The organism is Sulfitobacter sp. D7 (assembly GCF_003611275.1).
Taxonomy (GTDB): Bacteria; Pseudomonadota; Alphaproteobacteria; order Rhodobacterales; family Rhodobacteraceae; genus Sulfitobacter; species Sulfitobacter profundi.
In genome coordinates this window covers 212,753-236,918 of the sequence record NZ_CP020694.1, presented here as the reverse complement: position 1 = coordinate 236,918, position 24,166 = coordinate 212,753, and the positions used below count along the sequence as shown (strand labels likewise).

24 protein-coding genes are annotated in these 24,166 nt (G+C 62.0%); 16 read left to right on the top strand and 8 right to left on the bottom strand.

From position 1 onward, the window contains the following. Positions 1-43 precede the first annotated feature (43 nt). Positions 44-649 (top strand): cob(I)yrinic acid a,c-diamide adenosyltransferase, encoded by a 606-nt coding sequence (cobO, locus tag B5M07_RS01080; protein WP_120349877.1) that lies wholly within the window; start codon positions 44-46, stop codon positions 647-649. Positions 650-708: 59 nt separating this feature from the next. On the opposite strand, the gene B5M07_RS01075 is transcribed toward cobO, so the two are convergent. Further along, positions 709-2,256: an alkaline phosphatase D family protein gene (locus tag B5M07_RS01075; RefSeq protein ID WP_120349876.1), complete on the bottom strand. Its 1,548-nt coding sequence runs from the start codon at positions 2,254-2,256 to the stop codon at positions 709-711. A 207-nt stretch (positions 2,257-2,463) separates the two neighbouring features. Here B5M07_RS01075 and pcaF point away from each other — a divergent pair, with 207 nt between their 5' ends. The 15 genes from pcaF (at position 2,464) to B5M07_RS01000 (ending at position 15,098) form a co-directional block, all read left to right on the top strand. Beyond that, positions 2,464-3,669: a 3-oxoadipyl-CoA thiolase gene (pcaF, locus tag B5M07_RS01070; protein WP_120349875.1), complete on the top strand. Its 1,206-nt coding sequence runs from the start codon at positions 2,464-2,466 to the stop codon at positions 3,667-3,669. A gap of 28 nt (positions 3,670-3,697) precedes the next feature. Next, positions 3,698-4,690, top strand: coding sequence for a 1,2-phenylacetyl-CoA epoxidase subunit PaaA (gene paaA / locus B5M07_RS01065; RefSeq protein ID WP_120349874.1), 993 nt, complete (start codon positions 3,698-3,700; stop codon positions 4,688-4,690). A gap of 5 nt (positions 4,691-4,695) precedes the next feature. Then, a complete protein-coding gene (gene paaB / locus B5M07_RS01060) occupies positions 4,696-5,040 on the top strand; it encodes a 1,2-phenylacetyl-CoA epoxidase subunit PaaB (RefSeq protein WP_082849541.1) in 345 nt (114 codons plus the stop codon). 32 nt (positions 5,041-5,072) lie between these two features. Further along, positions 5,073-5,795: a 1,2-phenylacetyl-CoA epoxidase subunit PaaC gene (gene paaC, locus B5M07_RS01055; RefSeq protein ID WP_240791568.1), complete on the top strand. Its 723-nt coding sequence runs from the start codon at positions 5,073-5,075 to the stop codon at positions 5,793-5,795. Then, positions 5,789-6,337 (top strand): 1,2-phenylacetyl-CoA epoxidase subunit PaaD, encoded by a 549-nt coding sequence (gene paaD, locus B5M07_RS01050; RefSeq protein WP_120349872.1) that lies wholly within the window; start codon positions 5,789-5,791, stop codon positions 6,335-6,337. The genes paaC and paaD overlap by 7 nt, the downstream gene beginning before the upstream one ends. 7 nt (positions 6,338-6,344) lie before the next feature. After that, a complete protein-coding gene (locus B5M07_RS01045) occupies positions 6,345-7,409 on the top strand; it encodes a 2Fe-2S iron-sulfur cluster-binding protein (RefSeq protein WP_120349871.1) in 1,065 nt (354 codons plus the stop codon). Between the two features lie 10 nt (positions 7,410-7,419). After that, positions 7,420-9,444, top strand: coding sequence for a phenylacetic acid degradation bifunctional protein PaaZ (gene paaZ / locus B5M07_RS01040; RefSeq protein WP_120349870.1), 2,025 nt, complete (start codon positions 7,420-7,422; stop codon positions 9,442-9,444). Then, complete coding sequence (locus B5M07_RS01035; protein ID WP_120349869.1) at positions 9,434-10,213, top strand: PaaX family transcriptional regulator C-terminal domain-containing protein; 780 nt, start codon at positions 9,434-9,436, stop codon at positions 10,211-10,213. Before paaZ ends, B5M07_RS01035 begins: the two co-directional genes overlap by 11 nt. Before the next feature lie 55 nt (positions 10,214-10,268). After that, the gene (locus tag B5M07_RS01030) at positions 10,269-10,883 is read left to right on the top strand and encodes a ribonuclease D (RefSeq protein WP_120352112.1); all 615 of its coding nucleotides are present in this window, start codon (positions 10,269-10,271) and stop codon (positions 10,881-10,883) included. Further along, positions 10,880-11,848 carry a KpsF/GutQ family sugar-phosphate isomerase gene (locus tag B5M07_RS01025; RefSeq protein ID WP_120349868.1) on the top strand — a complete coding sequence of 323 codons (969 nt, stop codon included), beginning with the start codon at positions 10,880-10,882 and terminating at the stop codon, positions 11,846-11,848. Before B5M07_RS01030 ends, B5M07_RS01025 begins: the two co-directional genes overlap by 4 nt. Positions 11,849-11,854: 6 nt before the next feature. Further along, positions 11,855-12,463: an LPS export ABC transporter periplasmic protein LptC gene (gene lptC, locus B5M07_RS01020; protein ID WP_120349867.1), complete on the top strand. Its 609-nt coding sequence runs from the start codon at positions 11,855-11,857 to the stop codon at positions 12,461-12,463. 26 nt (positions 12,464-12,489) lie between these two features. Beyond that, positions 12,490-12,963 carry a lipopolysaccharide transport periplasmic protein LptA gene (gene lptA, locus B5M07_RS01015; RefSeq protein ID WP_386283852.1) on the top strand — a complete coding sequence of 158 codons (474 nt, stop codon included), beginning with the start codon at positions 12,490-12,492 and terminating at the stop codon, positions 12,961-12,963. Then, the gene (lptB, locus tag B5M07_RS01010) at positions 12,960-13,718 is read left to right on the top strand and encodes an LPS export ABC transporter ATP-binding protein (RefSeq protein WP_120349865.1); all 759 of its coding nucleotides are present in this window, start codon (positions 12,960-12,962) and stop codon (positions 13,716-13,718) included. Before lptA ends, lptB begins: the two co-directional genes overlap by 4 nt. A gap of 308 nt (positions 13,719-14,026) precedes the next feature. Further along, positions 14,027-14,593 carry a ribosome hibernation-promoting factor, HPF/YfiA family gene (gene hpf, locus B5M07_RS01005; protein ID WP_067630564.1) on the top strand — a complete coding sequence of 189 codons (567 nt, stop codon included), beginning with the start codon at positions 14,027-14,029 and terminating at the stop codon, positions 14,591-14,593. A 40-nt stretch (positions 14,594-14,633) separates the two neighbouring features. Further along, positions 14,634-15,098, top strand: a complete 465-nt coding sequence (locus tag B5M07_RS01000; protein ID WP_067630567.1) for a PTS sugar transporter subunit IIA — start codon at positions 14,634-14,636, stop codon at positions 15,096-15,098. Between the two features lie 37 nt (positions 15,099-15,135). Here the strand turns inward: B5M07_RS01000 and B5M07_RS00995 are convergent, their stop codons facing one another. The 7 genes from B5M07_RS00995 to B5M07_RS00965 all read right to left on the bottom strand — a co-directional run bounded on the left by B5M07_RS00995 (position 15,136) and on the right by B5M07_RS00965 (position 24,058). After that, a complete protein-coding gene (locus B5M07_RS00995; RefSeq protein WP_120349864.1) occupies positions 15,136-18,267 on the bottom strand; it encodes an efflux RND transporter permease subunit in 3,132 nt (1,043 codons plus the stop codon). After that, positions 18,264-19,505, bottom strand: a complete 1,242-nt coding sequence (locus tag B5M07_RS00990; RefSeq protein ID WP_120349863.1) for an efflux RND transporter periplasmic adaptor subunit — start codon at positions 19,503-19,505, stop codon at positions 18,264-18,266. Before B5M07_RS00990 ends, B5M07_RS00995 begins: the two co-directional genes overlap by 4 nt. 42 nt (positions 19,506-19,547) lie before the next feature. Further along, a complete protein-coding gene (locus B5M07_RS00985; RefSeq protein WP_067939715.1) occupies positions 19,548-20,018 on the bottom strand; it encodes a GbsR/MarR family transcriptional regulator in 471 nt (156 codons plus the stop codon). Between the two features lie 128 nt (positions 20,019-20,146). Continuing rightward, positions 20,147-20,713, bottom strand: a complete 567-nt coding sequence (locus tag B5M07_RS00980) for a PqiC family protein (RefSeq protein ID WP_067629471.1) — start codon at positions 20,711-20,713, stop codon at positions 20,147-20,149. A 3-nt stretch (positions 20,714-20,716) separates the two neighbouring features. Further along, positions 20,717-22,801: a PqiB family protein gene (locus B5M07_RS00975; protein WP_120349862.1), complete on the bottom strand. Its 2,085-nt coding sequence runs from the start codon at positions 22,799-22,801 to the stop codon at positions 20,717-20,719. Continuing rightward, on the bottom strand, positions 22,794-23,453 hold the full coding sequence (locus B5M07_RS00970; protein WP_201722075.1) for a paraquat-inducible protein A: 660 nt from the start codon (positions 23,451-23,453) through the stop codon (positions 22,794-22,796). Before B5M07_RS00970 ends, B5M07_RS00975 begins: the two co-directional genes overlap by 8 nt. Beyond that, entirely contained in the window at positions 23,411-24,058 is a 648-nt protein-coding gene (locus B5M07_RS00965) for a paraquat-inducible protein A (protein ID WP_067939709.1), read from the bottom strand. The genes B5M07_RS00970 and B5M07_RS00965 overlap by 43 nt, the downstream gene beginning before the upstream one ends. Positions 24,059-24,166 lie beyond the last annotated feature (108 nt).

The following is a 24,166-nucleotide window of genomic DNA, read 5'->3' as shown; positions in this document are numbered from 1 at the left end:
CCTCTCCCTATGGTGCCCCGAAACCGGATAGAGGAGATGACCGATGAGCGACGCGGATCCGCAAGACCACAAGGAAAAGATGCAGCAGCGTCAGGCCGAGCAGCGCGCCAAGGTGGCCGAACTGCAAGACCCGGAAAAGGGGCTGGTACTGGTCCATACCGGGCCGGGCAAGGGCAAATCCTCCTCTGCTTTCGGAGTCGTGGTGCGCGCGCTTGGCTGGAAACAGCGCGTCGGTGTGGTGCAGTTCATCAAGGGCAAATGGAAAACCGGCGAACGGCTGTTCTTTGAACAGCTCGACGAGGTGACATGGCACACGATGGGCGAAGGTTTCACTTGGGATACCCAAGACCGTAACCGCGACATTGAAGCCGCCGAAGCTGCATTTGGCAAGGCGCGCGAGATGATGGCGAGCGGGGAATATGACCTTGTGGTGATGGACGAGATCAACATCGCTATCCGCTATGAATACCTCAAGATCGAAGATGTGATCGCCGGGCTTGATGCCCGCGACAAGCGTACCGCCGTGGTGCTGACGGGCCGCGACGCCAGGCCCGAGCTTTGCGACTATGCCGATCTGGTGACCGAGATGTCAGAGGTCAAACACCCGTTCAAAGCAGGCATCAAAGCACAGCGCGGCGTCGACTACTGAAACGAAAAGGATCGCCCGCATCCGGGCGATCCTCTCAATCCGACCGTTCAAACGGGTCTTTAGATCGCGGCCCCCTTGGGGTCGAGCGTCACCGAGTAGAGCTCGGTGTCGGCACGGTCCATCAGGCGCACTTTCATCTGCTGGGTCTTGGCGTCGATATCGACCAAGCCAAAGAATTGCAGACCAGCAGAAGGCGGCAGGTTCACCTGACCCTCCTCCGGCGCTTTGACGTATTTCAACTCGGGGCCAAAGGTGCCGTCCAACTCGTTCGGGCCAAAGGTGCCCGCGTGCAGCGGGCCCGAGACAAACTCCCAAAACGGGTCGAAATCCTGAAACTGCGCCTTGTCGGGGTTGTAGTAATGCGCGGCGGTGTAATGCACATCCGCCGTGAACCAGACGACGTTGTCGACCTGCGCGGTCTTGATGAAACGCAGCAGCCCCGCGATCTCTTGCTCGCGCCCCTTGGCGGCACCGTTGTCGCCATTGGCAACCGCTTCGGCCCCGCCGCCGACGACCAGTCCGATGGGCATGTCGCAGGCGATGACCTTCCACGTGGCTGCCGAATTGGTCAGTTCCCGCTTGAGCCATGCCATCTGCTCGGCCCCGAGGATCTCTGTGGCCTGCGACATCTCGGTCTGCATGTTCTCGCTGTTCGGCCCCCGGTAGCTGCGCAGGTCAAGGAAGAAGACATCCAGCATCGGACCGTAGTTGATCTTGCGGTAAACCCGGCCCGGCTCGGCGGGGGTGATACGCAGCGGGGTCATCTCGTGAAAGGCCTGCGAGGCGCGGGCGGCGAGGACGTGGATCGACTTTTCGCTATAGCGGTCGTCTTCCATCAGGCTGCGCGAAGAGGACCAATTGTTCACGACTTCATGGTCGTCCCACTGCATGAAGGTCGGCACATGGGCGTTCATCTCGCGCACATGATCGTCCATCAGGTTGTATTTCCACTGGCCGCGATATTCGTCCAGCGTCTCGGCCACTTTGCGTTTCTCATCGATGATCGTGGTGTTTTTCCACAGCGTGCCATCCTCAAGCTGCACCTCATCCTCAAGCGGGCCATCGGCATAGATGGTGTCACCGGAATGCAGGAAGAAATCGGGGCGGTGTTTGGCCATGGTCGCATAGGTGCGCATGCCCTCATCGTCGATGCCCCAGCCCTGACCGGCGGTATCGCCCGACCAGGCAAAGCGCACGTCGCGGCGCGCGGTGGGCGCGGTGCGGAACTGGCCGATGATCGGCTCTGAAGTGGCGTTGATGTCGCTCAGGTCGGCAGCGGTGAAGCGGTAAAAGATATCCTGATCCGACGGCAGCCCTTCGACCAGACGTTTCACGGCCAGATCGTGGTTCGGCAGCGCGTTCATCGGTGCAAGCTGCCGGGCGTTGGCGAAGCTTTCGGTTGTAGAGATTTCAACCTGCACCCGTGCCGGGCGGTCGGTGCGGGTCCAGATCATGCCGGATTGCGTGTCGACATCACCCGATTGCACCCCATGGGTAAACACCGGGCGCGAGGCGGCACGGCTGAGGCTGGGCATGGCAAGGCTTGCGGCAAAGGCGGTGGAGCCCGCCAGCACAGCGCGACGGGTCGGGCGGATCAATTTGGTCATCTTTGGCTTCCTCTGAGGGTGGCGATGGCCGCACAGAACCCCCGCCGCGTGACAGAGCGCCGACAGATGCGTGACTCTTTGGCAAAGCTTTGGCGACAGCGCTGTAACGTGTTACCGAAATTAACTCCGCAATTCTATTCAGTAACATTTTGATTGAAACGAATCGCCCTGATGTGTAAATTGTGGGGCAACAACAGGAGCACCCCCATGCAGGCATTCATCTGCGACGCGCAGCGCACCCCCATTGGCCGTTACGGTGGCGCACTCTCTTCGGTTCGCGCCGACGATCTGGCCGCGACCCCGTTGAAGGCGCTGATGGAGCGGAATCCTTCGGTGGATTGGGCGCGCGTCGATGATGTCATCATGGGTTGCGCCAACCAAGCGGGCGAAGACAACCGCAACGTCGCGCGCATGGCCGCCCTGCTGGCCGGTCTGCCCGTCGACGTGCCGGGCGCCACGATCAACCGCCTCTGCGCCAGCGGCATGGACGCCGTCGGTGCCGCTGCCCGTGCGATCCGCGCGGGTGACATGGATCTGGCCATCGCAGGCGGGGTAGAGAGCATGTCACGCGCACCTTTCGTCATGCCTAAGGCCGAAACCGCCTTTTCCCGCAACAACGCCGTCTATGACACCACCATCGGCTGGCGCTTTGTGAATCCCAAAATGAAGGCGCAGTTCGGCGTCGATTCCATGCCCGAAACCGCCGACAACGTCGCCGCCGACCATGATGTGTCGCGCAAGGACCAAGACGCTTTCGCCGCCCGCAGCCAGCAACGCTGGGCCGATGCGGATGAGAAAGGCATCTTTGCCGAGGAAATCGCCCCCGTTACCATCCCGCAGCGCAAAGGCGATGATGTGATCGTCGACCGCGACGAACACCCCCGCCCCGGCTCCACGCTGGAAAAACTCGGCAAACTGCGCGGCATCAATGGCGCGGACCTGACTGTGACTGCAGGCAATGCCTCGGGCGTGAATGATGGCGCGGCGGCGATGCTGCTGGCGTCAGAGGCAGGCGTGAAAGACCACGGCCTCACCCCCATCGCCCGCGTTGTTGCCATGTCTGCCGCAGGTGTCGAGCCGCGCGTCATGGGCATCGGTCCGATCCCCGCAGTCCGCAAGGTGCTGGACCGCGCAGGCCTGACGATCGAACAGATGGACGTGATCGAACTCAACGAGGCTTTCGCCTCCCAAGGCCTCGCCACCCTCCGCGCCTTGGGCGTGCCGGATGACGCAGCCCATGTGAACGCCAACGGCGGCGCCATCGCCATCGGCCACCCTCTGGGCATGTCGGGCGCACGTCTGGTGATGACGGCGGCGCTGCAGCTCAAGCGGACGGGCGGCAAATACGCGCTATGTACAATGTGTGTGGGCGTGGGACAGGGCGTCGCCCTGATCCTCGAAAACGCAGGCTGAGACTTCTTTCCGGGAAAGGAACAGAACGATGTATGCACAGATGATCAAATCCACCGGCAAGGGCATCAAATCCCTCGACGATATGGACCCCGAAGAACGCGCCTTTCAGGAGCGCATCAATGCGGGCGGCAAGATCGAGCCCAAGGACTGGATGCCCGACGGCTACCGCAAGAACCTGATCCGCCAGATCGGTCAGCACGCGCATAGCGAAATCGTCGGCCAATTGCCCGAGGGCAACTGGATCACCCGCGCGCCCACGCTGGAGCGCAAGGCAATCCTCTTGGCCAAGGTACAGGACGAGGCGGGCCACGGGCTCTACCTCTATTGCGCGGCCGAGACGCTGGGCGTGACCCGCGACCAGATGACCCGCGACCTGCTGTCGGGCAAAATGAAGTACTCGTCAATCTTCAATTATCCGACCCTAACATGGGCCGATATGGGCGCGGTGGGCTGGCTGGTCGATGGCGCCGCGATCATGAACCAAGTGCCGCTGCAGCGGACCTCGTACGGTCCTTACGCCCGGGCGATGGTGCGGATCTGCAAGGAAGAATCCTTCCACCAGCGCCAAGGCTTCGACATCATGATGAAGATGGTCAAGGGCACAGAGGCGCAGCGCAAAATGGCCCAAGACGCGCTGAACCGTTTCTGGTTTCCGGCGCTGATGATGTTCGGCCCCTCAGACAAAGATTCGGTCCATTCCGCGCAGTCGATGGCGTGGAAGATCAAGATGAACACCAACGACGAGCTGCGCCAGAAGTTCGTCGACGAGACGGTGCCGCAGGCCGAATACCTCGGTCTCACGATCCCCGACGAAACCCTCAAGTTCAATGAGGAAACCGGCCATTACGATTTCGCCGAGCCGGATTGGGAAGAGTTCTTTCAGGTGCTCAAGGGCAATGGCCCCTGCAACACCGAACGGCTGGCGGCGCGCAACAAGGCTTGGGACGAAGGCCGTTGGGTGCGCGAGGGGCTTTTGGCCCACGCCGAGAAAAAGCGCAGCAGACAAATGGCAGCGGAGTAAGCGACATGAGCAGCCCTGAATCCAGTGAATACGACGGCACCGAAGCCGCCCCGCACGGCAAGGCGCGGACCACCGAATGGCCCCTGTGGGAGATCTTCATCCGCGGCCAGCACGGGTTGAGCCACCGCCATGTCGGCAGCCTGCATGCGGCGGACGCGGAAATGGCGATCAAGAACGCCCGCGACGTCTATACGCGCCGCAACGAAGGCGTGAGCATCTGGGCGGTCGAGGCCAGCGCCATCGCCGCTTCCTCGCCCGAGGAAAAAGGCGCGCTTTATGAGCCTGCCAATGACAAGGTTTACCGGCACCCGACGTTCTTCGACATTCCCGACGAAGTGGGGGCGATGTGAGCACCGATCCCAAGTTCGAATTCCTCTGCCGGATGGGGGACAACGCGCTGGTTCTCGGCCACCGCGTCTCCGAATGGTGTGGCGTGGCCCCGGTGCTGGAAGAAGACATCGCGCTGGCGAACGTGGCGCTCGACCTGATCGGCCAGACGCAGTTGTGGCTGGGTCTGGCGGGCGAGGTTGAGGGCGAAGGTCGCGATGCGGACAAGCTCGCCTTTCACCGCGACGTTTGGGATTTCCGCAATGTCCTGCTGGTGGAACAGCCCAACGGCGACTTCGGCCAGACCATGATGCGGCAGTTCCTCTTCGACGCATGGCATCTGGCGCAGCTGACCGCGCTGATCGATTCCAGCGACAAGGAAATCTCTGCCATCGCCGAGAAATCGGCGAAGGAAGTGACCTACCACCTCGAACGCTCCTCTGACACGGTGATCGGGCTCGGCGACGGGACCGAGGAAAGCCACCGCCGTATGCAGGCGGCGCTTGATCTGCTCTGGCCTTATGTCGGTGAGATGTTCCTTGGTGATGACGTCGACGCGGCGATGGTCGAGGCGGGCATCGCGCCCGAACCGGAAAGCCTGCGCGCGAGCTATGACCAACTCGTCGGCGACACGCTGGTAGCCGCGACCCTGACCAAACCCGAAGACGATTTCGCCCACAAAGGCGGGAAAAGCGGCGCACGGCACAGCGAACATCTCGGCCATATGCTGACCCAGATGCAATGGCTGCAGCGCGCCTACCCGGACGCCACATGGTGAAACCCAGCCCCCACAGCCGGCCGGCCCCCGCGCCGGTGCCGGGGGTGGTGCGCGATACCGCCCCGCGCGGTGCCGCGTTGGCCGGAAAGCCCACGTTAGAGACGGTTTGGGCATGGCTTTCGGCGATCCCGGACCCGGAGATCCCGGCCATTTCGCTTACCGATCTCGGCATCATCCGCGATGTGGCGTGGCAGGGCGACTCGCTGGTCGTGACCATCACGCCGACCTATTCGGGCTGCCCGGCCACCAGCATCATCAACCTCGATATCGAGATGGCGCTGCACGGCCATGGGATCGAAAAGCTGGAGTTGAAACGCCAGCTTTCCCCGCCCTGGACCACCGAGTGGATGACCGACACCGGCCGCGCCAAGCTGGAAGCCTACGGCATCGCGCCACCCCGTCCCGCCGGTGGGCCGCAACATTGTCCGCATTGCAAATCTACCGCGGTGGAGCGGATCAGCCAGTTCGGCTCGACCCCCTGCAAGGCGCAGTGGCGCTGCACCGAATGCCGTGAACCCTTCGACTATTTCAAATGTATCTGAGGCCCCGATGAGCCAGTTTCACCCCTTGTTAGTGACTGATATCCACCACACCATCCGCGACGCGGTGGTGCTGACGCTAAAGCCGGAGGACCCCGGCGCCTTCGCCTTTACCCAAGGCCAATACCTGACCTTCAAGCAGGATTTCGACGGCACCGAGCTGCGCCGCAACTATTCGATCTGCGCCGGGTTGGACGATGGCGAGCTAAAGGTCGGCATCAAGCGCGTCGATGGCGGGGCATTCTCGACCTATGCCAATACCGAATTGAAGGTCGGCGATACGCTCCACGCCATGCCGCCGCAGGGCAAATTCTTCACCGCGATCGAGCCGGAGGTGGCGAAAAACTACCTCGGCTTCGCGGGCGGATCGGGCATCACCCCGGTGCTGTCGATCCTGAAAACCGTGCTGAAACGCGAGCCGAACTCGACCTTCACGCTGGTCTATGCCAACCGCGCGGTGAACACGATCATGTTCCGCGAGGAGCTGGAGGATCTGAAAAACCGCTACATGGGCCGCCTGACGGTGATCCACATCCTCGAATCCGGTCAGGATATGGAGTTGTTTGAGGGCCGTATCGATCAAGCGAAATGCGATGCGCTGTTTAAACATTGGATTCAGATCGACAATATCGACACCGCCTTCATCTGCGGCCCCGAACCGATGATGCTGGCGATTGCCGAGGCGCTGAAGACCAATGGGCTGACCGACGAACAGATCAAATTTGAACTCTTCAGCGAAAGCCAGCAGGGCCGTCTGGCCAAACAGGAAATGGCCAAGCGCAGCGAGGGGCAGAGCGGCACCGAAATCACCGTCATCATCGACGGCGCGCGGCGCAGTTTCACCATGCAGAAGGGCCAATCGGTGCTGGAAGCCGCACTAGAGAACGGGCAGGAAGCGCCGTTTTCCTGCAAGGCCGGGGTCTGTTCGACCTGTATGGGCAAGGTGCTGGAGGGCGAGGTCGAGATGATCTCGAACCACGCGCTGGAGGATTACGAGGTCGAGCGCGGCTATGTGCTGACCTGCCAGAGCTACCCGCTGAGCGACACGCTCACCATCGACTACGACACGCACTAAAGGAGCCGACATGCGCGATATTCACAGTTACGCGGCAGGCGAATGGCTGGCCCCGGGCGCGGGCGCCCGCAACATCGCCAGCGCCATCACCGGCGAGGTCATCGCGCAGGCCGGCAACGATGCGCTCGACGCGCAGGCCATGCTCGGCTTTGCCCGCGACCACGGCGGCCCCGCCCTGCGCGCCATGACCTTCCACGACCGCGCGCGCATGCTGAAGGCGCTGGCGCTGCACCTGATGGAGCACAAGCAGGCGCTTTATGATCTGAGCTACGACACCGGCGCGACGCTGTCGGACCACAAGATCGACGTGGACGGCGGCATCGGCACCATGCTGGTTTTCGCCTCCAAAGGCCGGCGCGAGATGCCGGACGCGCATGTCTATCTCGACGGTGCGCCCGAGCAACTGGGCCGCGCCGGGCAGTTTATGGGGCGGCATATCTGCACCCCGCTGCAGGGCGTGGCGGTGCATATCAACGCCTTCAACTTCCCGGTCTGGGGTATGCTTGAGAAGCTCGCGCCCACGCTGCTGGCTGGCGTGCCCGCCATTGTCAAACCCGCCACCGCAACCTGCTACGTCACCGAACATTGCGTGCGGCTGATGCTCGACAGTGGGCTGCTGCCGAAGGGCGCGCTGCAACTGGTCAGCGGCGGCTTGGGCGACATGCTCGACCACCTCGACTGTCAGGATGCCGTGGCCTTTACCGGATCTGCCGATACCGCGCTGAAACTGCGCAGCAATCCCTTGTTGCTGCAGAACTCCGTGCGTTTCACCTCGGAGCAAGACAGTCTAAACGCCTCGGTCCTTGGCCCCGACGCCGTTCCCGGCACGCCAGAGTTCGACCTCTTCGTCAAGGAAGTGCAGCGCGAGATGACTGCGAAGGCGGGGCAGAAATGCACCGCCATCCGCCGCATCATGGTGCCGCAGGCGCAGGTCGACGCGGTGATCTCTGCTCTGTCAGAACGCCTCGCCAAGACCACCATCGGCGACCCCCGCGCCGAGGATACGCGCATGGGCGCGCTGGTCTCGGGCAGCCAAAAACGCGATGTGCTGGAAAAGGTGGGGCTGCTGAGTGCCGAGGCGGAACGGGTCTTTGGCGACCCCGACAACTTTACCGTCAACGGCGCCGACAAAGACAAAGGCGCCTTCCTGCCGCCGATGCTGTTCCACTGCGCTGATCCCGACAGCGCCGAGCGCGTGCATGACACCGAGGCTTTCGGCCCCGTTTCCACCCTCATGCCCTACCGCGATCTGGCCCATGCCTCGCAGTTGCTGAACCGCGGCCAAGGCTCTCTTGTCGCCTCGATCATCACCAATGACGGTGAGGTGGCGCGCGAGCTGACGATGGGCTCCGCAGCCTTTCACGGACGGCTCTATTTCAACAACCGCACGTCGATGGGGGAGGCCACGGGCCACGGCTCTCCGCTGCCGCATATGGTGCATGGCGGGCCGGGCCGCGCAGGCGGCGGCGAAGAACTGGGCGGCATTCGCGGCGTGATGCATTACATGCAGCGCACGGCCATTCAGGGCAGCCCCGACATCCTCACCGCGATCGGCAAACAATGGGTGCCGGGGGCGGAAGAGATCACCGACCGCGCGCACCCCTTCACCCGCCGTTTCACCGAGCTGGATCTGGGCGAGACCTTCAACTCGCCCACCCGAGAAGTCACACTGGAGGATATCGAGACCTTCGCCCATTTCACCGGCGATACTTTCTACGCTCATATGGACGACGAGGCCGCCGCCGCGAACCCCTTCTTTCCGGGCCGCGTGGCACACGGCTACCTCTTGCTCAGCTTCGCCGCGGGCCTTTTCGTGCAGCCCGACCCCGGCCCGGTGCTGGCCAATACCGGGCTCGACAGCCTGCGCTTTCTTGAGCCTGTCTCGGCAGGCGACAGCATCAAGGTGCGGCTCTCGGTTAAGCACAAGACGCCGCGCAATGAGGAATATGGCGAGGTGCGCTGGCATGTGACCCTGACCAACCAACGCGAGGAGGCAGTCGCGGAATATGAGCTGCTGACGATGAATGCTCTCTGATCCCTCCCTTCCCGTCATCGCGGCCTTTTCGGGCCTGGGCGGCCAGCGGGTCTGGTCGCTGATGGTCAGCCTCTTCGGCGACCTGGCGCAGGGAGAGGGCGATGCGATCGACGGGCCGGTGCTTTCGACGATCATGACAGCACTTGACGTGCGGCCGGAGGCGAGCCGCGTGGCGCTGCATCGGCTCCGCAATGACGGTTGGTTGCAATCCCATAAGGTGGGGCGGATCAGCCAGCATAGCCTGACCGCGCAGGGCCGCGCGGAAAGCGCCGCCGCCAGCCCCCGCATCTACGCCGCGCCGCCGGAACTGACCGAGCCGTGGCAGATGGTAATGACCGAAGAGAACGGGCGCGAGACCGACAGCGCCCTGCGGGGCGCGGGTTTTATCGCCGCCCTGCCCCGCGCCTATGTCGGGCGGGCCGATAGCGCGGTGCCCAAAGGCTGTCTTGCCCTGCCCGGCACGCCGCCGCCCGACTGGCTGCGCCGCGCGGTGGAGCCTGCTGAGCTTGAGGCCGACTATGCCGCGCTGCTGGCTGCGCTTTCTACCTTGGACGCCAAACTGCCGGATGCAGACAGGTTGAGCGCCTTGGATGTCGCGGTTCTGCGCTGTCTGATCGTGCACAACTGGCGGCGGCTGGTGCTGAAACACCCCGCCCTGCCCGGCGGGTTGATCCGCCCCGAGTGGTCCGGCTACCGGTGCCATCTACTGGTCGACCGTTTGCTGCGCCGCTATCCCCGCCCCGCATTGCAGGATCTGGCCACCGCCTGACCCGGGGCAAAGCCTCCGCTTTCCCATGCCGGACAAGCACGATATAGACGTGCTCATGACAAATTTCCTCTATCAGAACGACCTGCCGGATGACCTCGACCTTGGGCCGATGGTCGCCATTGACTGCGAAACGATGGGGCTGCATCCGCATCGCGACCGGCTCTGTGTTGTGCAGCTTTCGGGCGGCGATGGTCACGCGCATCTGGTGCAGGTCGTCAAGGGCCAGACCGAGGCGCCGAACCTCTGCGCGCTGTTGGAAGATCCGCATGTGCTGAAGCTGTTCCACTACGGCCGTTTTGACATCGCCGCGATGCGCAACACCTTTGGCGCCACCGCAGCGCCGGTCTATTGCACCAAGATCGCCAGCCGTCTGGTGCGCACATATACCGACCGGCACGGGTTGGCGAAGCTGTGCCAAGAACTGCTGAGCGTCGACATCTCGAAACAACAACAATCCAGCGATTGGGGGGCTGAAAAGCTGACCCAAGCGCAGATCGACTATGCCGCGTCGGATGTGCTCTATCTGCACCGTCTGCGCGATGAACTTAACAAACGCCTGATACGCGAAGGTCGGATGGACATGGCGCAGGCCTGTTTCGATTTCCTGCCGATGCGCGCCCGGCTGGATCTGGAGGGATGGCCGGACACGGACATCTTCGCACACGCATGAACACACCTTTCCTCGACACTGCCCGCCGCGTCATCCTCTGCGAATCCGAGGCGCTGACGCTGCTGGCCGACAGCCTTGATGACCGCTTTCGTGCCGCTGTCGATCTGATGCGCGCCTGCAAGGGCCGCGTGATCGTCACCGGCATCGGCAAATCGGGCCATATCGGCAACAAGATCGCGGCGACGCTGGCCTCTACCGGCACGCCCGCGCAATTCGTGCACCCGGCAGAGGCGAGCCACGGCGATCTGGGGATGATCACTGCGGCTGATGTGGTGCTGGCGATTTCAAACTCGGGCGAGGCACCGGAACTGGCGAACCTCATCGCCTATTCGCGCCGCTATGCGATCCCGCTCATCGGCATTACCAGCCGCCCCGACAGCAGCTTGGGCCGCCACAGCGATGTGGTGCTGGAGTTGCCCCGCGCGGCAGAGGCCTGCGGCACCGGCGTGGTGCCGACCACCTCGACCACCTTGACGCTGGCGATGGGCGATGCTGTGGCCGTGGCCCTGATGGAGAACCGCGCCTTCACCGCCGAGCATTTCCGCGACTTCCACCCCGGCGGCAAATTGGGCGCGCGGCTGAGCCGTGTGGCAGACTTGATGCATGTGGGCGATGCGCTGCCTTTGGTCGCCGCAGATGCGCCCATGGCCGACGCGCTGAGTGAAATCAGTCGCAAGGGTTTTGGCGTGGTCTGCGTGGTCAATGACGCGGGCACGCTTGAAGGCATCATCACCATGGGCGACCTCGCGCGTCATTTAGATGGGCTGATGACCATGACCGCGCGTGAGGTCATGACCCCCTCACCTGTCACCATCAGCCCTGAAGAACTCGCCGAGAAAGCCGTGGGCGTGATGAACAACCGCAAGATCACTTGCTTGGTCGTGACCGACCCTGTGCAGGACGACGGCAAATCGCCCGTGGGCCTGCTGCATATCCACGACTGCCTGCGCGTTGGGCTGGGGTAGCCTGCGATGAAGGGTGACCGCCACTCTCGCGTCGTCTCTTGGCTGAAAGTGCTCTTTCCGCTGATCGCGCTGGCGCTGCTGTCGACCCTGTTTTTGCTGTCGCGCGCGATTGAACCGCAGGCGGTGATCCCCTTTGCAGATAAAGAAGTGCAAGAGCGGCTGCGCGACCAGCAGATCACCGGCCCCTTCTATTCCGGCACCACGGCGGAGGGCGATCTGATCTCATTCTCGGCGGAAAAGCTGACCACCCCCGGCGGGGAAACCGGCACCAACGAGGCCGAAGAGATCGAGGCGACGCTGGACCTGCAGGGCGGTGCCAAGATCACTCTGCAATCCAACAGAGGTCGGTTTGACACCGGCGCGGAAGAAGCGGAACTGGCGGGCGATGTGCGGGTTAGCACCTCAACCGGCTACCAGATTCTGTCGGACCGGATGACTTCGAACCTCACCACACTAGATCTGCTATCACCCGGCCCGGTCAAAGCCACCAGCCCCGTGGGCGAGATCACCGCCGGGCGCATGGCCATCACCAACCGCCAGAACAGCGCCGGATCGCAATTGCTTTTCACAAAGGGTGTGAAACTGATATACACGCCGCAAGCAACGAAAGAGTAACTGCCTTGAGACATTTGATTATTTTGATGCTGCCGCTGTTTCTCGCGCTGCATGCCGCCCCTGTCTCTGCCCAATCTGCCGATGTGGCCTTTGGCGCGCTAGAGCAAGATACCAGCCTGCCCGTCGAAGTGACCGCCGACAACCTATCGGTCGACAACGCCACGGGCACCGCGGTCTTTACTGGCAATGTGTTGATTTCGCAGGGCGAAATGACCCTGTCCGCCGGCAAGGTCGAGGTGATCTATCGCGCGTCGGATCAAGGCATCGCCAAGTTGGAAGCAACCGGCGGCGTGGTCTTGGTCGCGGGTGAAGACGCCGCTGAATCGCAGCGGGCCGACTATGATATCGACGCAGGCACCTTGGTAATGAGCGGCGATGTGCTGATGACCCAAGGCCCAAGTGCGCTGAGCGCGCAGGAAATGACGGTAAACCTAAACGACGGCACGGCGCAGATGTCAGGCGGCGTGAAGACCATTTTGCAGCCCGGCAGCGGCAACTGATGCCGCCCGAGCTTAAAGTCGCCGGGGGCGAATCCGGCCTGCGCATTCAGCATTTGCGCAAGTCTTATCGCAAGAAAGCGGTAATCCGCGACTTTTCGATGGAGCTTGACCGGGGTGAGGTCGTGGCGCTGCTGGGGCCGAACGGGTCGGGCAAGACCACGACTTTCTACGCGGTGGCCGGGCTGGTCACGCCCGAAGGCGGGCGCGTCACGGTGGATGGCAAGGATGTCACCACCCTGCCGATGTACCGCCGCGCGCAGTTGGGAATCGGCTATCTGCCGCAGGAAATGAGCATCTTTCGCGGGCTGTCGGTGCAAGACAACATCAGCGCGATTCTCGATATCCGGGTCAAACACCGTCACCAGCGCCGCGAACGGCTCGAAGAGCTGCTGACCGAGTTTTCCATCGAACACCTGCGCCGCGCGCCTGCGCTGGCCCTGTCGGGTGGGGAGCGTCGCCGGGTCGAAATCGCCCGCTGTCTGGCCGCCAATCCCAACTATCTGCTGCTTGACGAACCCTTTGCCGGGGTCGATCCGATCTCTGTCGGGGACATCCGGCAATTGGTTGCCGACCTTAAAAAACGTGGCATCGGCGTGCTGATCACCGACCACAACGTCCGCGAAACCCTAGAGATCGTGGACCGCGCCTATATCCTGCATGAGGGCAAAGTTCTGATGTCCGGAACGCCCGAAGAAGTTGTGCAAAACGAGAATGTGCGCCGCGTCTACCTTGGCGATAACTTCCGTATTTCCTAAGACTTAGCGCGTTTCGCCCGGCCTTTCAGCCCTCGGCAGGGCCCTGCCTGCACTTTGCGGAAAACCGCTCTGATTGTAGCGATAAAAGAATGGCGGGTGCATCGGCGCCATTGACTTTCAAACGGAAACGCGGCCTCATTGACCTATGGTGACATCGCGTTCCTGTTTGATCCTGCATCGCCCTTCCCGCGAAGGAACGGTTAAAATCATCCTGGTCGCAGCACCATTCCTCCATATCTGAAAGTTGTCGCGCTCCACGCATGTGGACCGTTTGGCAATGTTCGGAACAAGAAAGACAAGGAGACGATATGCGGTATCAGATCAGTGGCAAACAGATCGACATTGGCGATGCGCTCCGGACACATGTCCGGACCGAACTGGACGAGGCGGTCAGCAAATATGCCGAACGCCCGACAGATGCTCTGGTGGTGTTTTCCAAAACAGGTCACGAATTTGCCTGCGAGGCCACCGTGCATCTTTCCACCGGTCTCAATGCGTCGGCCAAGGCCAAGGCGACAGAGATCTATGCCGCCTTCGATAGCTGCTGCGAAAAGATGGAAAAACAGCTGCGCCGCTACAAGCGCCGCCTGAAGGACCATCACAAAGAACGCGCCGAACCGGTTGAACTTTTGGGTGCGTCCTCCTATATCCTCGCGTCAGACAGCGATTCAGATGCGCAGGAACCTGATACCCTCCAACCCATGATCATTGCAGAGATGCAGACAAAGGTGCCAACTTTGTCTGTCGGTGAAGCGGTGATGCAGATGGAATTGTCGGGCGACCCGGTGCTGCTGTTTCGCAAGGAAGGCCAGGAAGGGATGAACGTCGTGTACCGTCGAGAAGACGGCAACATCGGCTGGATCGACCCTTCGTAACCCACGGCGGTAATATCCGCCAAAGAGCAGGGCGAGCGGAATGGATTTCGGCAAACTCCTCAAGCCAGAGGCCGTGAAGGTTTTGACTTCGGCTTCGAGCAAGAAGCGTCTGATGCAGGATATCGGCGAACTCGCCCAGCAAGCCTATGGGCTGCCGGCCGGCCAAGTGGTGGATGCGCTGATGACGCGCGAAACCCTCGGGCCGACCGGAGTCGGCCACGGCGTCGCCCTGCCCCATGCGCGAATGGACGGGATCGACAAGGTTGTCGGTGCTTTCGTGCTGCTGGACAAACCGATTGATTTCTCTTCGGTCGATCGTCAGCCAGTCGATGTGGCCTTTGCCCTCTTCGCCCCCGAAGATGCGGGGGTGGAGCACCTCAAGGCGCTGGCACTGGTGGCCCGCACGCTGCGCGACACCAGCATCTGCACCAAGCTGCGGTCGAACCCCGACCCGGCCACGCTTTACACCATCCTGACCGAGGACAAGGCCGACAAGGCCGCCTGATCTTGGGCCGCCTGATCTTGGGCCGCATGACCTTGGCTTAGATCGCGACCGGTTCCGGCTCTTGCGGGGTCGGCTCGGCGCGTTTCGCTTTCTTTTCTCCCAACATCAGCATCGCCGGTGTCACCACCAGCGTCAGCACAGTGGCCACCACCAGACCGCCCGCGATGGCCGAACTCAGCTCGGTCCACCACTGGGTAGAGGGGGCGCCATAGACGATCTCACGGGTGAAAAAATTGATGTTGAGGCCGATCACCATGGGCATCAGGCCAAGCGCCGTGGTGACCGAGGTCAGCACCACCGGACGCAAACGCTGCGCCCCGGTGCGCAGCGCGGCCTCCAGCGGCGACAGCCCCGCTTTTTTGAGGTCATTATAGGTGTCGATCAAAACGATGTTATTGTTCACCACGATCCCCGCCAAGGCGATCACACCGATCCCCCCCATGACCACCCCAAAGGGCCGCCCGGTGATCAACAGGCCGAACAGCACCCCGGCAATCGAAAACACGATGGCCGACATGACGACAAAGGCTTGGTAGAAGCTGTTGAACTGGATCACGAGGATCACGAACATCAGGAAAATCGCGGTAATAAACGCCCCCGCGAGGAAAATCATCGATTCCTGCTGGTCCTCCGCCTCCCCGGCGAAAGAGGCTTCGACACCCGGCGGCAGGTCCATCGCGTCAATCGCGCTGCGCAGGGCGACGGTTTGGTCGTTCACCAGAACGCCCGGTGCGACATTGGCCTCAATCGTCACCACCCGCTCTTGATCCACCCGCGTGATCGTACCGGTGCGGGGACTTGGCTCAAAGGTCACGAAGTTCGAGATCGGCACCAGCCCCGCCGAGGTCGGCACCCGCAGCGATTGCAACTCTTCCAGTGTGCGCTCATCCGACGGGAAGCGCACGTTGATGTCGATGGAGCCTTCGGCATCATCGGGCCGGTAATCCGCCACGGTGATGCCCCGCGTCAGCAGTTGCACAGCCTGCCCCAGTGTCGAGATATCGGCCCCAAACCGCGCCGCCTCAGAGCGGTTCACCGCGATGCGCCATTCCACCCCCGGCAGGGGGCGCGAGTCGGTCACGTCGGTAAAGCCGCCGATATCGGCCATCTTTTCGCGGATTTGGTCGACCACCTGTTGCTGCACCTCAGGATCATGGGCTTGGACCCGCAGATTGACCGGCTTGCCCGCCGATGGGCCGTTCGAGGCGGTCTGAACCTGTACGTCGATCCCCGGAATGGCCGCCATCTCGGTCCGGATTTCTTCGCCGATCATGGCAGCGGTCCGCCGTTCGTCCCATTCGGTGAACTCAACCTGAATGGTGCCGATCAGGTCGGCGCTGTCGCGGTTGCTGCTGCCGGTGCGGGCATAGACGCTGGCAATCTCGTCGTAGGCAAAGAGACGTTGCTCGACCTGCCGCACCAGCGCGTCTTGTTCGTAGATCGAGAAATTGTCCCGCGCGCGCACCTGTACCTGCGCAAAATCAGGCTCTACCTCAGGGAAAAAGGTGATGCCGTTGCCAAATTGCGCATAGGCGGTGAAGCCGCCCATCAGCATGGCAATGGCAAGGATCAGCGTCATCCATGGCCGCAGAATGGCGAATTGCAGCAGTTTGACATAGCCGCCGGTGAAGCCCTTCAGGTCACGCGGATCCCCCTGTTCGGCGGCATAGAGCGTGGCCTTATCCTTAGCGGATTGCGGGGGCCGTTTGCCGATGATCCCGCCAACCACGGGAATGAAAACCAGCGCCATGAAAAGCGATGCGGTCAGGGTCAGGATCACGGTGATGGGCAGGAACTTCATGAACTCCCCCACCGTGCCGGTCCAAAACAGCAACGGAAAGAACACGCTGAGCGTCGTGGCGGTAGAGGCGATGATCGGCCATGCCATACGCTTGGCGGCATGGGCATAGGCAGCGCGGGGCGCATGCCCCTCTTGCAGGCGGCGGTCGGCCAGTTCGGTGGTCACAATGGCCCCGTCCACCAGCATCCCCACCACAAGGATCAGCGAGAAGAGCACCACGAGGTTCATCGTATAGCCCATGACCCAAAGCGCCGTGACCCCAGCCAAAAACGCCCCCGGAATCGCCAGCCCCACCAGCAGCGCCGAGCGGACGCCCAAGGCCCAGACGATCACGATCATCACAAGGATCACCGCCGCGATGACATTGGCCTCAAGATCGCTGAGCATGTCTTGGACCTGCTCGGATTCGTCTTGGGTGTATTTGACTGTGATGCTGTCGGGCCATTCCGCGCGCATCTCGTCGATCAACTCACGCACGGCGGCGACTGTTTCGATGATATTCGCGCCGGAGCGTTTCTTGATCTCAAGCGCCAGCGCGGGCTGGCCGTCGATACGGGCAAAACCGGTGGGGTCTTTGAACGTCCGGCGGATCGCGGCGACATCGGCGAAGGTCACCACCGTATCGCCACGCACCTTGATCGGCAGCGACATGACATCTTCGACATTCTCGATCAGCCCCGGCACTTTGAGCACCAGCCGCCCCGCGCCGCTTTCAATCGCCCCCGCCGCAATCAGGCGGTTGTTGCGGTTGATCTGGCTGATCAGCTCTTCAAAAGAGATGTTGTAGGTCTCGAACACTGTGGGGTCGATCAGCACCTCCAGAAGTTCCGTACGCTCACCGCCGACATCGACCTCAAGCACGCCTGACAGCCCCTCAATCGCGTCCTTCAACTCCTCCGATATGGTGTTGAGCGTCCGTTCCGGCACCGGGCCGGACAGGATCGCTGTCAGGATCGGGAAAAGCGCTGTGTTGATCTCGGTCACGACCGGATCGGTGGCGTCTTCGGGCAGGTCCGACTTGGCCCGGTCCACGCCTTCGCGCACCTTGTCGAGCGCCTCGTCGGAATCAAAACCCGGCTCGAACTCCAACTGCACCGAGGCATGACCTTCGGCGCCGTTGGAGGTGATCTGTTTCAGCCCGGTAATGGCACTGAGTTCGGTCTCAAGCGGTTCGACCAATAGCCGTTCGCTATCTTCCGGAGAGATACCTTCGAGCGAGGTCGAGACATAGAGTGTCGGGATCGGAATCTCGGGCGAGCTTTCCTTGGGGATGCCGATATAGGCATAGGCACCGACGGCCAAGATCATCACCAAGCTCAGGATCACCACGCGGGCGCGGCTGAAAGCGGCGTCGATCAGCGCGTTCATTCCACCTGCTCCGGCTGGGCGGCTTCGGCGCTGCCGGTGATCTGCCCATCACCGGCTGGCTGTTCCTCCAATTCGTCAATCTCAGGCACGCCCGCCATCGGCTGCCCCTCGGGGCTTGAATCCGTGCCGGTTTCGGGCTGGGGGTTAACGGTCTCTCCGTCGTTCACGAAACCCTGCCCGATGGTGATGATTTCGGCCTCTTCCGGCAGGCCCGCAATCCAGATACCATCGGTCTGGGCACGCACGATCGCGATCTTGTTGAAAACGACCTTGTCCTCGTCATTCACGGTTTTGACACCCAATGTGCCATTGGTGTCCAAGGACAGGATCGCCGGAGAAACGAAATGCGCGCGGGTCTCGCCCGTAGGAATACGCACGCGGGCCGAGATACCGGCAGGAATCGCACCATCGGCGTTTTCGACCCTAACCTCGGCGGTAAAGGTCCGGGTTTCGGCGCTGGCGCTGCTTGAGACGAATTGCACCTTGCCCTGCGCCTCTGTCCCGGTGATGAACACGACCTCGGCGCTTTGCCCTTCCTTGATGTCTTTCAGCGACTGCTGAGGCACCTGCACTTGGATCGTCAGCGGGGTGTTGTCGACCAGACGTGCGATTTCCTCACCGGTGGAGACGAACTCTCCGGCAGAGATATCCAGCATCTCTAACCGACCGGGAAAGGGGGCGCGGATTTCGGTGTTGTTCAGCGCCTCTTCGGCTGAAGTGACCGACGCCTGCGCGGCGGCCAAGGTCGCCCGCGCTTGGCTGACCCGGTCCACGGTCGAGACGCCCCGGTCCAGTAGGGCTTCGGCATTGTCGTATTCCCGCTGTGCGCGGCTTAATTCCTCGCGGGCGCGGGCCAGATCGGAATCGCGCGCCGTGGTGCTGAGCCGCGCGATCAACGCGCCCGCGTCGACCACATCGCCCTTGGCGACCAGCACCTCGGCGATTTCTCCGCCTGCTTCGGCGCGGACCATCGTGTCGCGGTCCGGCAGGGCCTGACCTTCGGCCACAAAGACCTGCGTCACACTTTTGGCTTGAGAGCCGCGCACGGCCACTGTCACCGCCTCGGGCGAGAGGGGGGCAGGTGCGGCTTCCTCGGTTTCTTCGGCGGGAATGATATAGCCGCTGCCCATCCAAAGTCCGATCAACAGCGCGATTCCACCGGCGATGAATTTCGACCGTTTCGAGCCAGCATCGCTGTCGAATGAAAGCGTCTGGCGCTCTTGAGATGTGTCACTCATTGATCGAACTCCATCACCGCGTTCCTGTTTGCAGGTCGCGCGTCAATTCTTGGGTTTGCTCACCCGGGTTGCGACATCATCAAGCGCGGTGCTGATCGCGTCGTAAAACTCGGCAAAGGAATCGAGCCTCGCGCGTACGCCGTCGGCCTCTTCGGGCAGTTTGCTGATCGTGTCGCTAATCTCGGCCTTGGCGTGGCGCGTGCCTGCCAGCGCGAATTTTGTCATCGCGGCATAGGCGTCATCGGCAAGTTGAAAGTAGTCCTGCCGGTCGCCGGTTTTGTTCACCCGCCGGATCAGGCCCCGCTCTTCCAGCACGCGGATTGATGTGCTGATCGTGGCGCGGCTGACGGACAAACGGCGCGACAGCGCGCCAAAGGCAATCGGCTCGCCCTCGAAAACGAGCATGGCAAAGACCTGTCCCGACATGCGCGGCAAGCCTTCGCCCATGGCGATCACGCCCATGCGCGTGATGAAATCATCGCGGACTTGGTCGATTTGGTCTGTGGTATCCATCTGTTCCCCGTCAACGACACGCTGCGTTGACGTTAGATAAACAAGGCCCGGCACAAATCAAGTCTATTCAGAAAATTCCGAACAGACTGAACACGACATGCCGCAAGGTCATTTTCGGGCGAACTGCCCTACTTCAACCCGTTTTGCGCGATGTAGCGGGCCAGATCGAGCACAAGCTGGCCGCGCGCTGTGGCGATCGCATTGGCCCCGCCTTCGGGGTTGAACGGCACGCTGAGGTCAAACAGGCCCGAACGCTCCCGACGGTCATCGGGGACGGCCACGAAATACTGACCAGAGGCGCGAAATTCTCCGGCTTCGGTGGCCACCATTTCGGCAAAGCGCACTTCGAGACGGGCATCGGGGAAAGCCTCAAAAGGCCAAGGCTCAGACGCGATGCGCCGCCCGGTCATCCGCGCGAGGTTCTGGCTCAGCTCCAGCGCCACGGCCCGTTCGGGGGCATCGGCCCACAGCACATCGGTCGAACTGACCAGACTGCCGTCGGCCATCTGCAGCGAAATCTCTTCGGCGGCGGCATAGGTCGGCAGGGACACATCGCGCACCTCAACCGAGCTAAAAGCGATCGAAGTCTTTTCTGTGACCGCCGGGGCGCGCACGGTGAAACGCTCAGCAGCGCCGCCACAGGCCGCCAAGGCTGCCAGCAGGCCGAGGGTGATCAGAGGTCTTGCAACATTCATGCTTTACCGTCCCAGCAATAGAGAATTGGGGTTACGTTCGATGGTCCGCGCCAAAGATGCAAGCGCATCGGCGGCTTTCTGGATGTCGCGCAGGGTGCGCTCGGCGCTGCGGCTTAGCTGTTCGCCTTGGTTATAGCCTTCTATGGTGCGGCTGGCCTGCGCGAAAAGCGCGGTCAAACGTTCGACCACCTGCGGCAGATCGCGGGCCGAGACGGCGATGCTATCCGCCGCATTGCGGGCCGAGGCCAAGGTGCGGTTCACATTCTCAACCGCGCCGCCTTCGCGCAATTCTACCAACGTGGCGTTCACCTCATCCAATGCCCGCTTGAGCGCGCCCGGCAGGGCCACCGCGTCTTCAGTGCCGATCACCGCATCGGCGGATTCGGTTAGGTCCGTCAGCGCGACGACCAACTCTTCGACTTCCAGTGTTTCGGCCTTGGCCGCCACGGCCTGAATGCGCTCTACCAACTCTGGCACGCCCTCAACCGAAGACGATACCGCGTTCGCCGCCTCCGATGCCCCTTCAAGCGCGGTGGACAGGCGCTCGGCGATCCGCTCTTCCTCAAGCTGGGCCACCAGTTCTTCGATCCGCACCAGCGTGCCGTTCAAGGCGACCGGCACGTTCTTGACCTCTTCGGAGGAGACCAGCCCCGTCAGTTCACCCAAAAGGGTCCGCACATCCTGCGGCGTTTCGCGCAGGTCTTCGTCGGAGACGAAAGCCTCTGCCGAATTAAGGAAAGTAATCGCACTGTTGAGCAACTCTTCGATCGGCAGGCTGTTGATGCGGGTAAAGACCCCTTCGACCGTGGCCGCCGCATCGGAAACATCGCTTTCAGTGGTCGGCATCAGCGCAAGACCGTTATCAGCCGCTTCCAACGATGCCTCAGGCACGTCTTCCACCGTCACGAACTCAACCTTCAAGCCGCCGGTCAACAAGCTGGCCGAGGCCAGCCGCGCACGCAGGCCGTTTTCCACACGCTCTTGTAAGAAGGCCAGCGCGGCTTCGGCGGTTACGTCGTCTTGCAACCCCAGATGCGCCGGTTGGATCGACAAGATCGCGTTGAGCCGAACCCGGCTATCGCCAAAGCGTTCGAAATCCACGAGGCCCGACAGGGTCTCGACCTCACCGATCTCAAGCCCGCTCATTTCAACCGGGGCGCCGACGATCAGCCCTGAGATATTGTCGTCGAACACAACGCTCAACTTGAGCGGATCCACTTCGGAAGCGTTAAAGACAGAGTTCCGCGCGGTTTCCTTGTCGGGGTAGATCTCAAACACCGTCCCGTCAGACACCTGCGCCCCGCCCGAGACGAAGGTGTCAAAGGTGATGCCGCCGCCCACGAGGGTAGCGAGCGAGGAAAAGTCAATCTCGGCCCCCGCCGGGCCGATGTTGACGCTAAAGCCGGAGGCGTCCCAGAAACGGGTGGATTCATTGATCAGTTGGCGGTGCTCTTCAAAGATCAGCGCCTCAACAATGGCAAAGTTGCCCCGCGGGGCAATCTTGGCATAGCCTACGCGGCCCACTTCGATGCCCTTGTAAAGGATCGGCGCATTGTCGGTCAGCTGGCCATTGGCGGTGGACCGAAAGGCAATCTCAAGCCCGCCCTGACCGCCACGGATCAAAGGCTCGGTCGATGACCCCTGAAAACGCTGCGCCGCCGGGCCGACCTGCTGGTCCCATGACCCTTCGATATAGACACCGCTCAGCACCGTGCTGAGGCCGGTAATGCCCTGCGCGGTGACTTCGGGCTGTACGACCCAAAAGACCGCACCGTTGTCGATATAGGGGGCCACATCTTTGTCGAGCCGGATATGCGCCGTCACCCGGTCCAGATCCGAGGTGAAGCCGACCTTTTCGACCACACCGACCGTCACATCGCGAAAGCGCAATTCGGTCTCTCCAGCAGAGATGCCCGCGCCCTCTTCGAACTCCACAATGATCACCGGGCCGCGTTCGCTATAAGAGCGATACGCCACGAAGAGCGCCACGATCAGGGCAAGGATCGGGATGATCCAGATCACCGACGCCCCACTGAGGAACATCTTGCGTGTCGGAGAAATCGGTACGTCGGGAGGCGTCTTAGTCATCGGTTTTCAGGCCCTCGTCCTTGGTCTGAGCGTCCCAGATCATGCGGGTATCAAACGCTTGCGCCGCCAGCATGGTAAAGATCACGGAGAGGGCGAAAAAGATGCTCGCGGTACCGGGATTGATGGCGGCCAGTGTCTTGAGTTGCACCAGAGCGGATAAAATCGCAACCACAAAGATATCGATCATCGACCAGCGGCCAATGTACTCAACCACTTCGTAAAGGTAGTGCCGCTGCCGCTGCGAGGTGACAGAGCGCCGTTTGACGCTGATCGCAAGAAAGGCCACGGCCATGAACTTGGCCAGCGGAATGGCAACAGAGGCAAAGAGGATGATAAAGGCGATCCCCCAATTGCCGTATTGCGCCAGTTCCACCGCGCCGCCGATGATGGTGCTTTCCTCGACCTGAAACAGCGTCCGGGTCTTGAGCATCGGGTAGGTGTTGGCGGGGATGTAGCACATCAGCCCAACGGTCCAGAACGCCCAGACACGCTGAAGGCTCAACCGATCGCGTGAGACCAGCTTGCTGCCGCAGCGGCTGCAGGTCTGCGTGCCCATCGGCGCGGGCTTGCTACAACGGGTGCAGGCCACGACGCCCAATTCCCGCGCGCTCAGGATGTCTTGGGATGTTCCAGAGAGTTCCATACAGACCATTTGCATAAGAATCTGTCCTGCGCGATGACGAGGATCACCAGCGCGCCGAACATGTAAAACGCCGGGCCAAAGCCGACATCGGCCAGATCGGCCACTTTAACCAGCGCCACCGCACAGCCGATGGCAAAGACCTCGGCCATCGACCAAGGGCGCAGTTCCTCTGACAGGCGAAAGGCGGCGACGGCATGCCGCGCGGCCGGGCGATCCAGCACCACGGGGATCAACACATAGAGCGTCAGCAATACCCGCAAAAGCGGAATGAAAAAGATCAGCGCCGCCGTGGCCAGCGACAGAAAGATCATCGGCCCCCCTGAAAAAGCAAGCGCCGCATCCAGCACCGACACCGCGTTGCGGGCCCCCGCCGCGTCAATCGTAAGGAAGGGAAAGACCGCCGCCCCGATGATCAACACCATGACCGCAACCGCCACGGCGATGATTTGCAAACCTGCGTTCCTGCGCGGCGTGATCAGGGCCGTGTGGCACCGCTCACAAGCCGCGCGTTCCCCATGGGCGGGGCGGCGTAGCCGGTAGACGGCGTCGCATTGCGGACAGACGATCAATTCGTCCATGGGCAGTTCGGCGAGGGGGGTGTCGGGGTGATCCATTCTGAACGCATATATGATGCCGCTCTTGGCTGTATCAACAAATATTCGCGGCCCTGTGGCGCATCTGCACCGGCGGATCACTGCCCTCGCGCGAATGTGAGCGGAACA

What these genes read in the sequence shown, in the direction of transcription:
- cobO (WP_120349877.1), top strand. Translation starts at nt 44, where the DNA reads ATGAGCGACGCGGATCCGCAAGACCACAAGGAAAAGATGCAGCAGCGT.
- B5M07_RS01075 (WP_120349876.1), bottom strand. Translation starts at nt 2,256, where the DNA reads ATGACCAAATTGATCCGCCCGACCCGTCGCGCTGTGCTGGCGGGCTCC.
- pcaF (WP_120349875.1), top strand. Translation starts at nt 2,464, where the DNA reads ATGCAGGCATTCATCTGCGACGCGCAGCGCACCCCCATTGGCCGTTAC.
- paaA (WP_120349874.1), top strand. Translation starts at nt 3,698, where the DNA reads ATGTATGCACAGATGATCAAATCCACCGGCAAGGGCATCAAATCCCTC.
- paaB (WP_082849541.1), top strand. Translation starts at nt 4,696, where the DNA reads ATGAGCAGCCCTGAATCCAGTGAATACGACGGCACCGAAGCCGCCCCG.
- paaC (WP_240791568.1), top strand. Translation starts at nt 5,073, where the DNA reads ATGGGGGACAACGCGCTGGTTCTCGGCCACCGCGTCTCCGAATGGTGT.
- paaD (WP_120349872.1), top strand. Translation starts at nt 5,789, where the DNA reads ATGGTGAAACCCAGCCCCCACAGCCGGCCGGCCCCCGCGCCGGTGCCG.
- B5M07_RS01045 (WP_120349871.1), top strand. Translation starts at nt 6,345, where the DNA reads ATGAGCCAGTTTCACCCCTTGTTAGTGACTGATATCCACCACACCATC.
- paaZ (WP_120349870.1), top strand. Translation starts at nt 7,420, where the DNA reads ATGCGCGATATTCACAGTTACGCGGCAGGCGAATGGCTGGCCCCGGGC.
- B5M07_RS01035 (WP_120349869.1), top strand. Translation starts at nt 9,434, where the DNA reads ATGCTCTCTGATCCCTCCCTTCCCGTCATCGCGGCCTTTTCGGGCCTG.
- B5M07_RS01030 (WP_120352112.1), top strand. Translation starts at nt 10,269, where the DNA reads ATGACAAATTTCCTCTATCAGAACGACCTGCCGGATGACCTCGACCTT.
- B5M07_RS01025 (WP_120349868.1), top strand. Translation starts at nt 10,880, where the DNA reads ATGAACACACCTTTCCTCGACACTGCCCGCCGCGTCATCCTCTGCGAA.
- lptC (WP_120349867.1), top strand. Translation starts at nt 11,855, where the DNA reads ATGAAGGGTGACCGCCACTCTCGCGTCGTCTCTTGGCTGAAAGTGCTC.
- lptA (WP_386283852.1), top strand. Translation starts at nt 12,490, where the DNA reads ATGCTGCCGCTGTTTCTCGCGCTGCATGCCGCCCCTGTCTCTGCCCAA.
- hpf (WP_067630564.1), top strand. Translation starts at nt 14,027, where the DNA reads ATGCGGTATCAGATCAGTGGCAAACAGATCGACATTGGCGATGCGCTC.
- B5M07_RS01000 (WP_067630567.1), top strand. Translation starts at nt 14,634, where the DNA reads ATGGATTTCGGCAAACTCCTCAAGCCAGAGGCCGTGAAGGTTTTGACT.
- B5M07_RS00995 (WP_120349864.1), bottom strand. Translation starts at nt 18,267, where the DNA reads ATGAACGCGCTGATCGACGCCGCTTTCAGCCGCGCCCGCGTGGTGATC.
- B5M07_RS00990 (WP_120349863.1), bottom strand. Translation starts at nt 19,505, where the DNA reads ATGAGTGACACATCTCAAGAGCGCCAGACGCTTTCATTCGACAGCGAT.
- B5M07_RS00985 (WP_067939715.1), bottom strand. Translation starts at nt 20,018, where the DNA reads ATGGATACCACAGACCAAATCGACCAAGTCCGCGATGATTTCATCACG.
- B5M07_RS00980 (WP_067629471.1), bottom strand. Translation starts at nt 20,713, where the DNA reads ATGAATGTTGCAAGACCTCTGATCACCCTCGGCCTGCTGGCAGCCTTG.
- B5M07_RS00975 (WP_120349862.1), bottom strand. Translation starts at nt 22,801, where the DNA reads ATGACTAAGACGCCTCCCGACGTACCGATTTCTCCGACACGCAAGATG.
- B5M07_RS00970 (WP_201722075.1), bottom strand. Translation starts at nt 23,453, where the DNA reads ATGGTCTGTATGGAACTCTCTGGAACATCCCAAGACATCCTGAGCGCG.
- B5M07_RS00965 (WP_067939709.1), bottom strand. Translation starts at nt 24,058, where the DNA reads ATGGATCACCCCGACACCCCCCTCGCCGAACTGCCCATGGACGAATTG.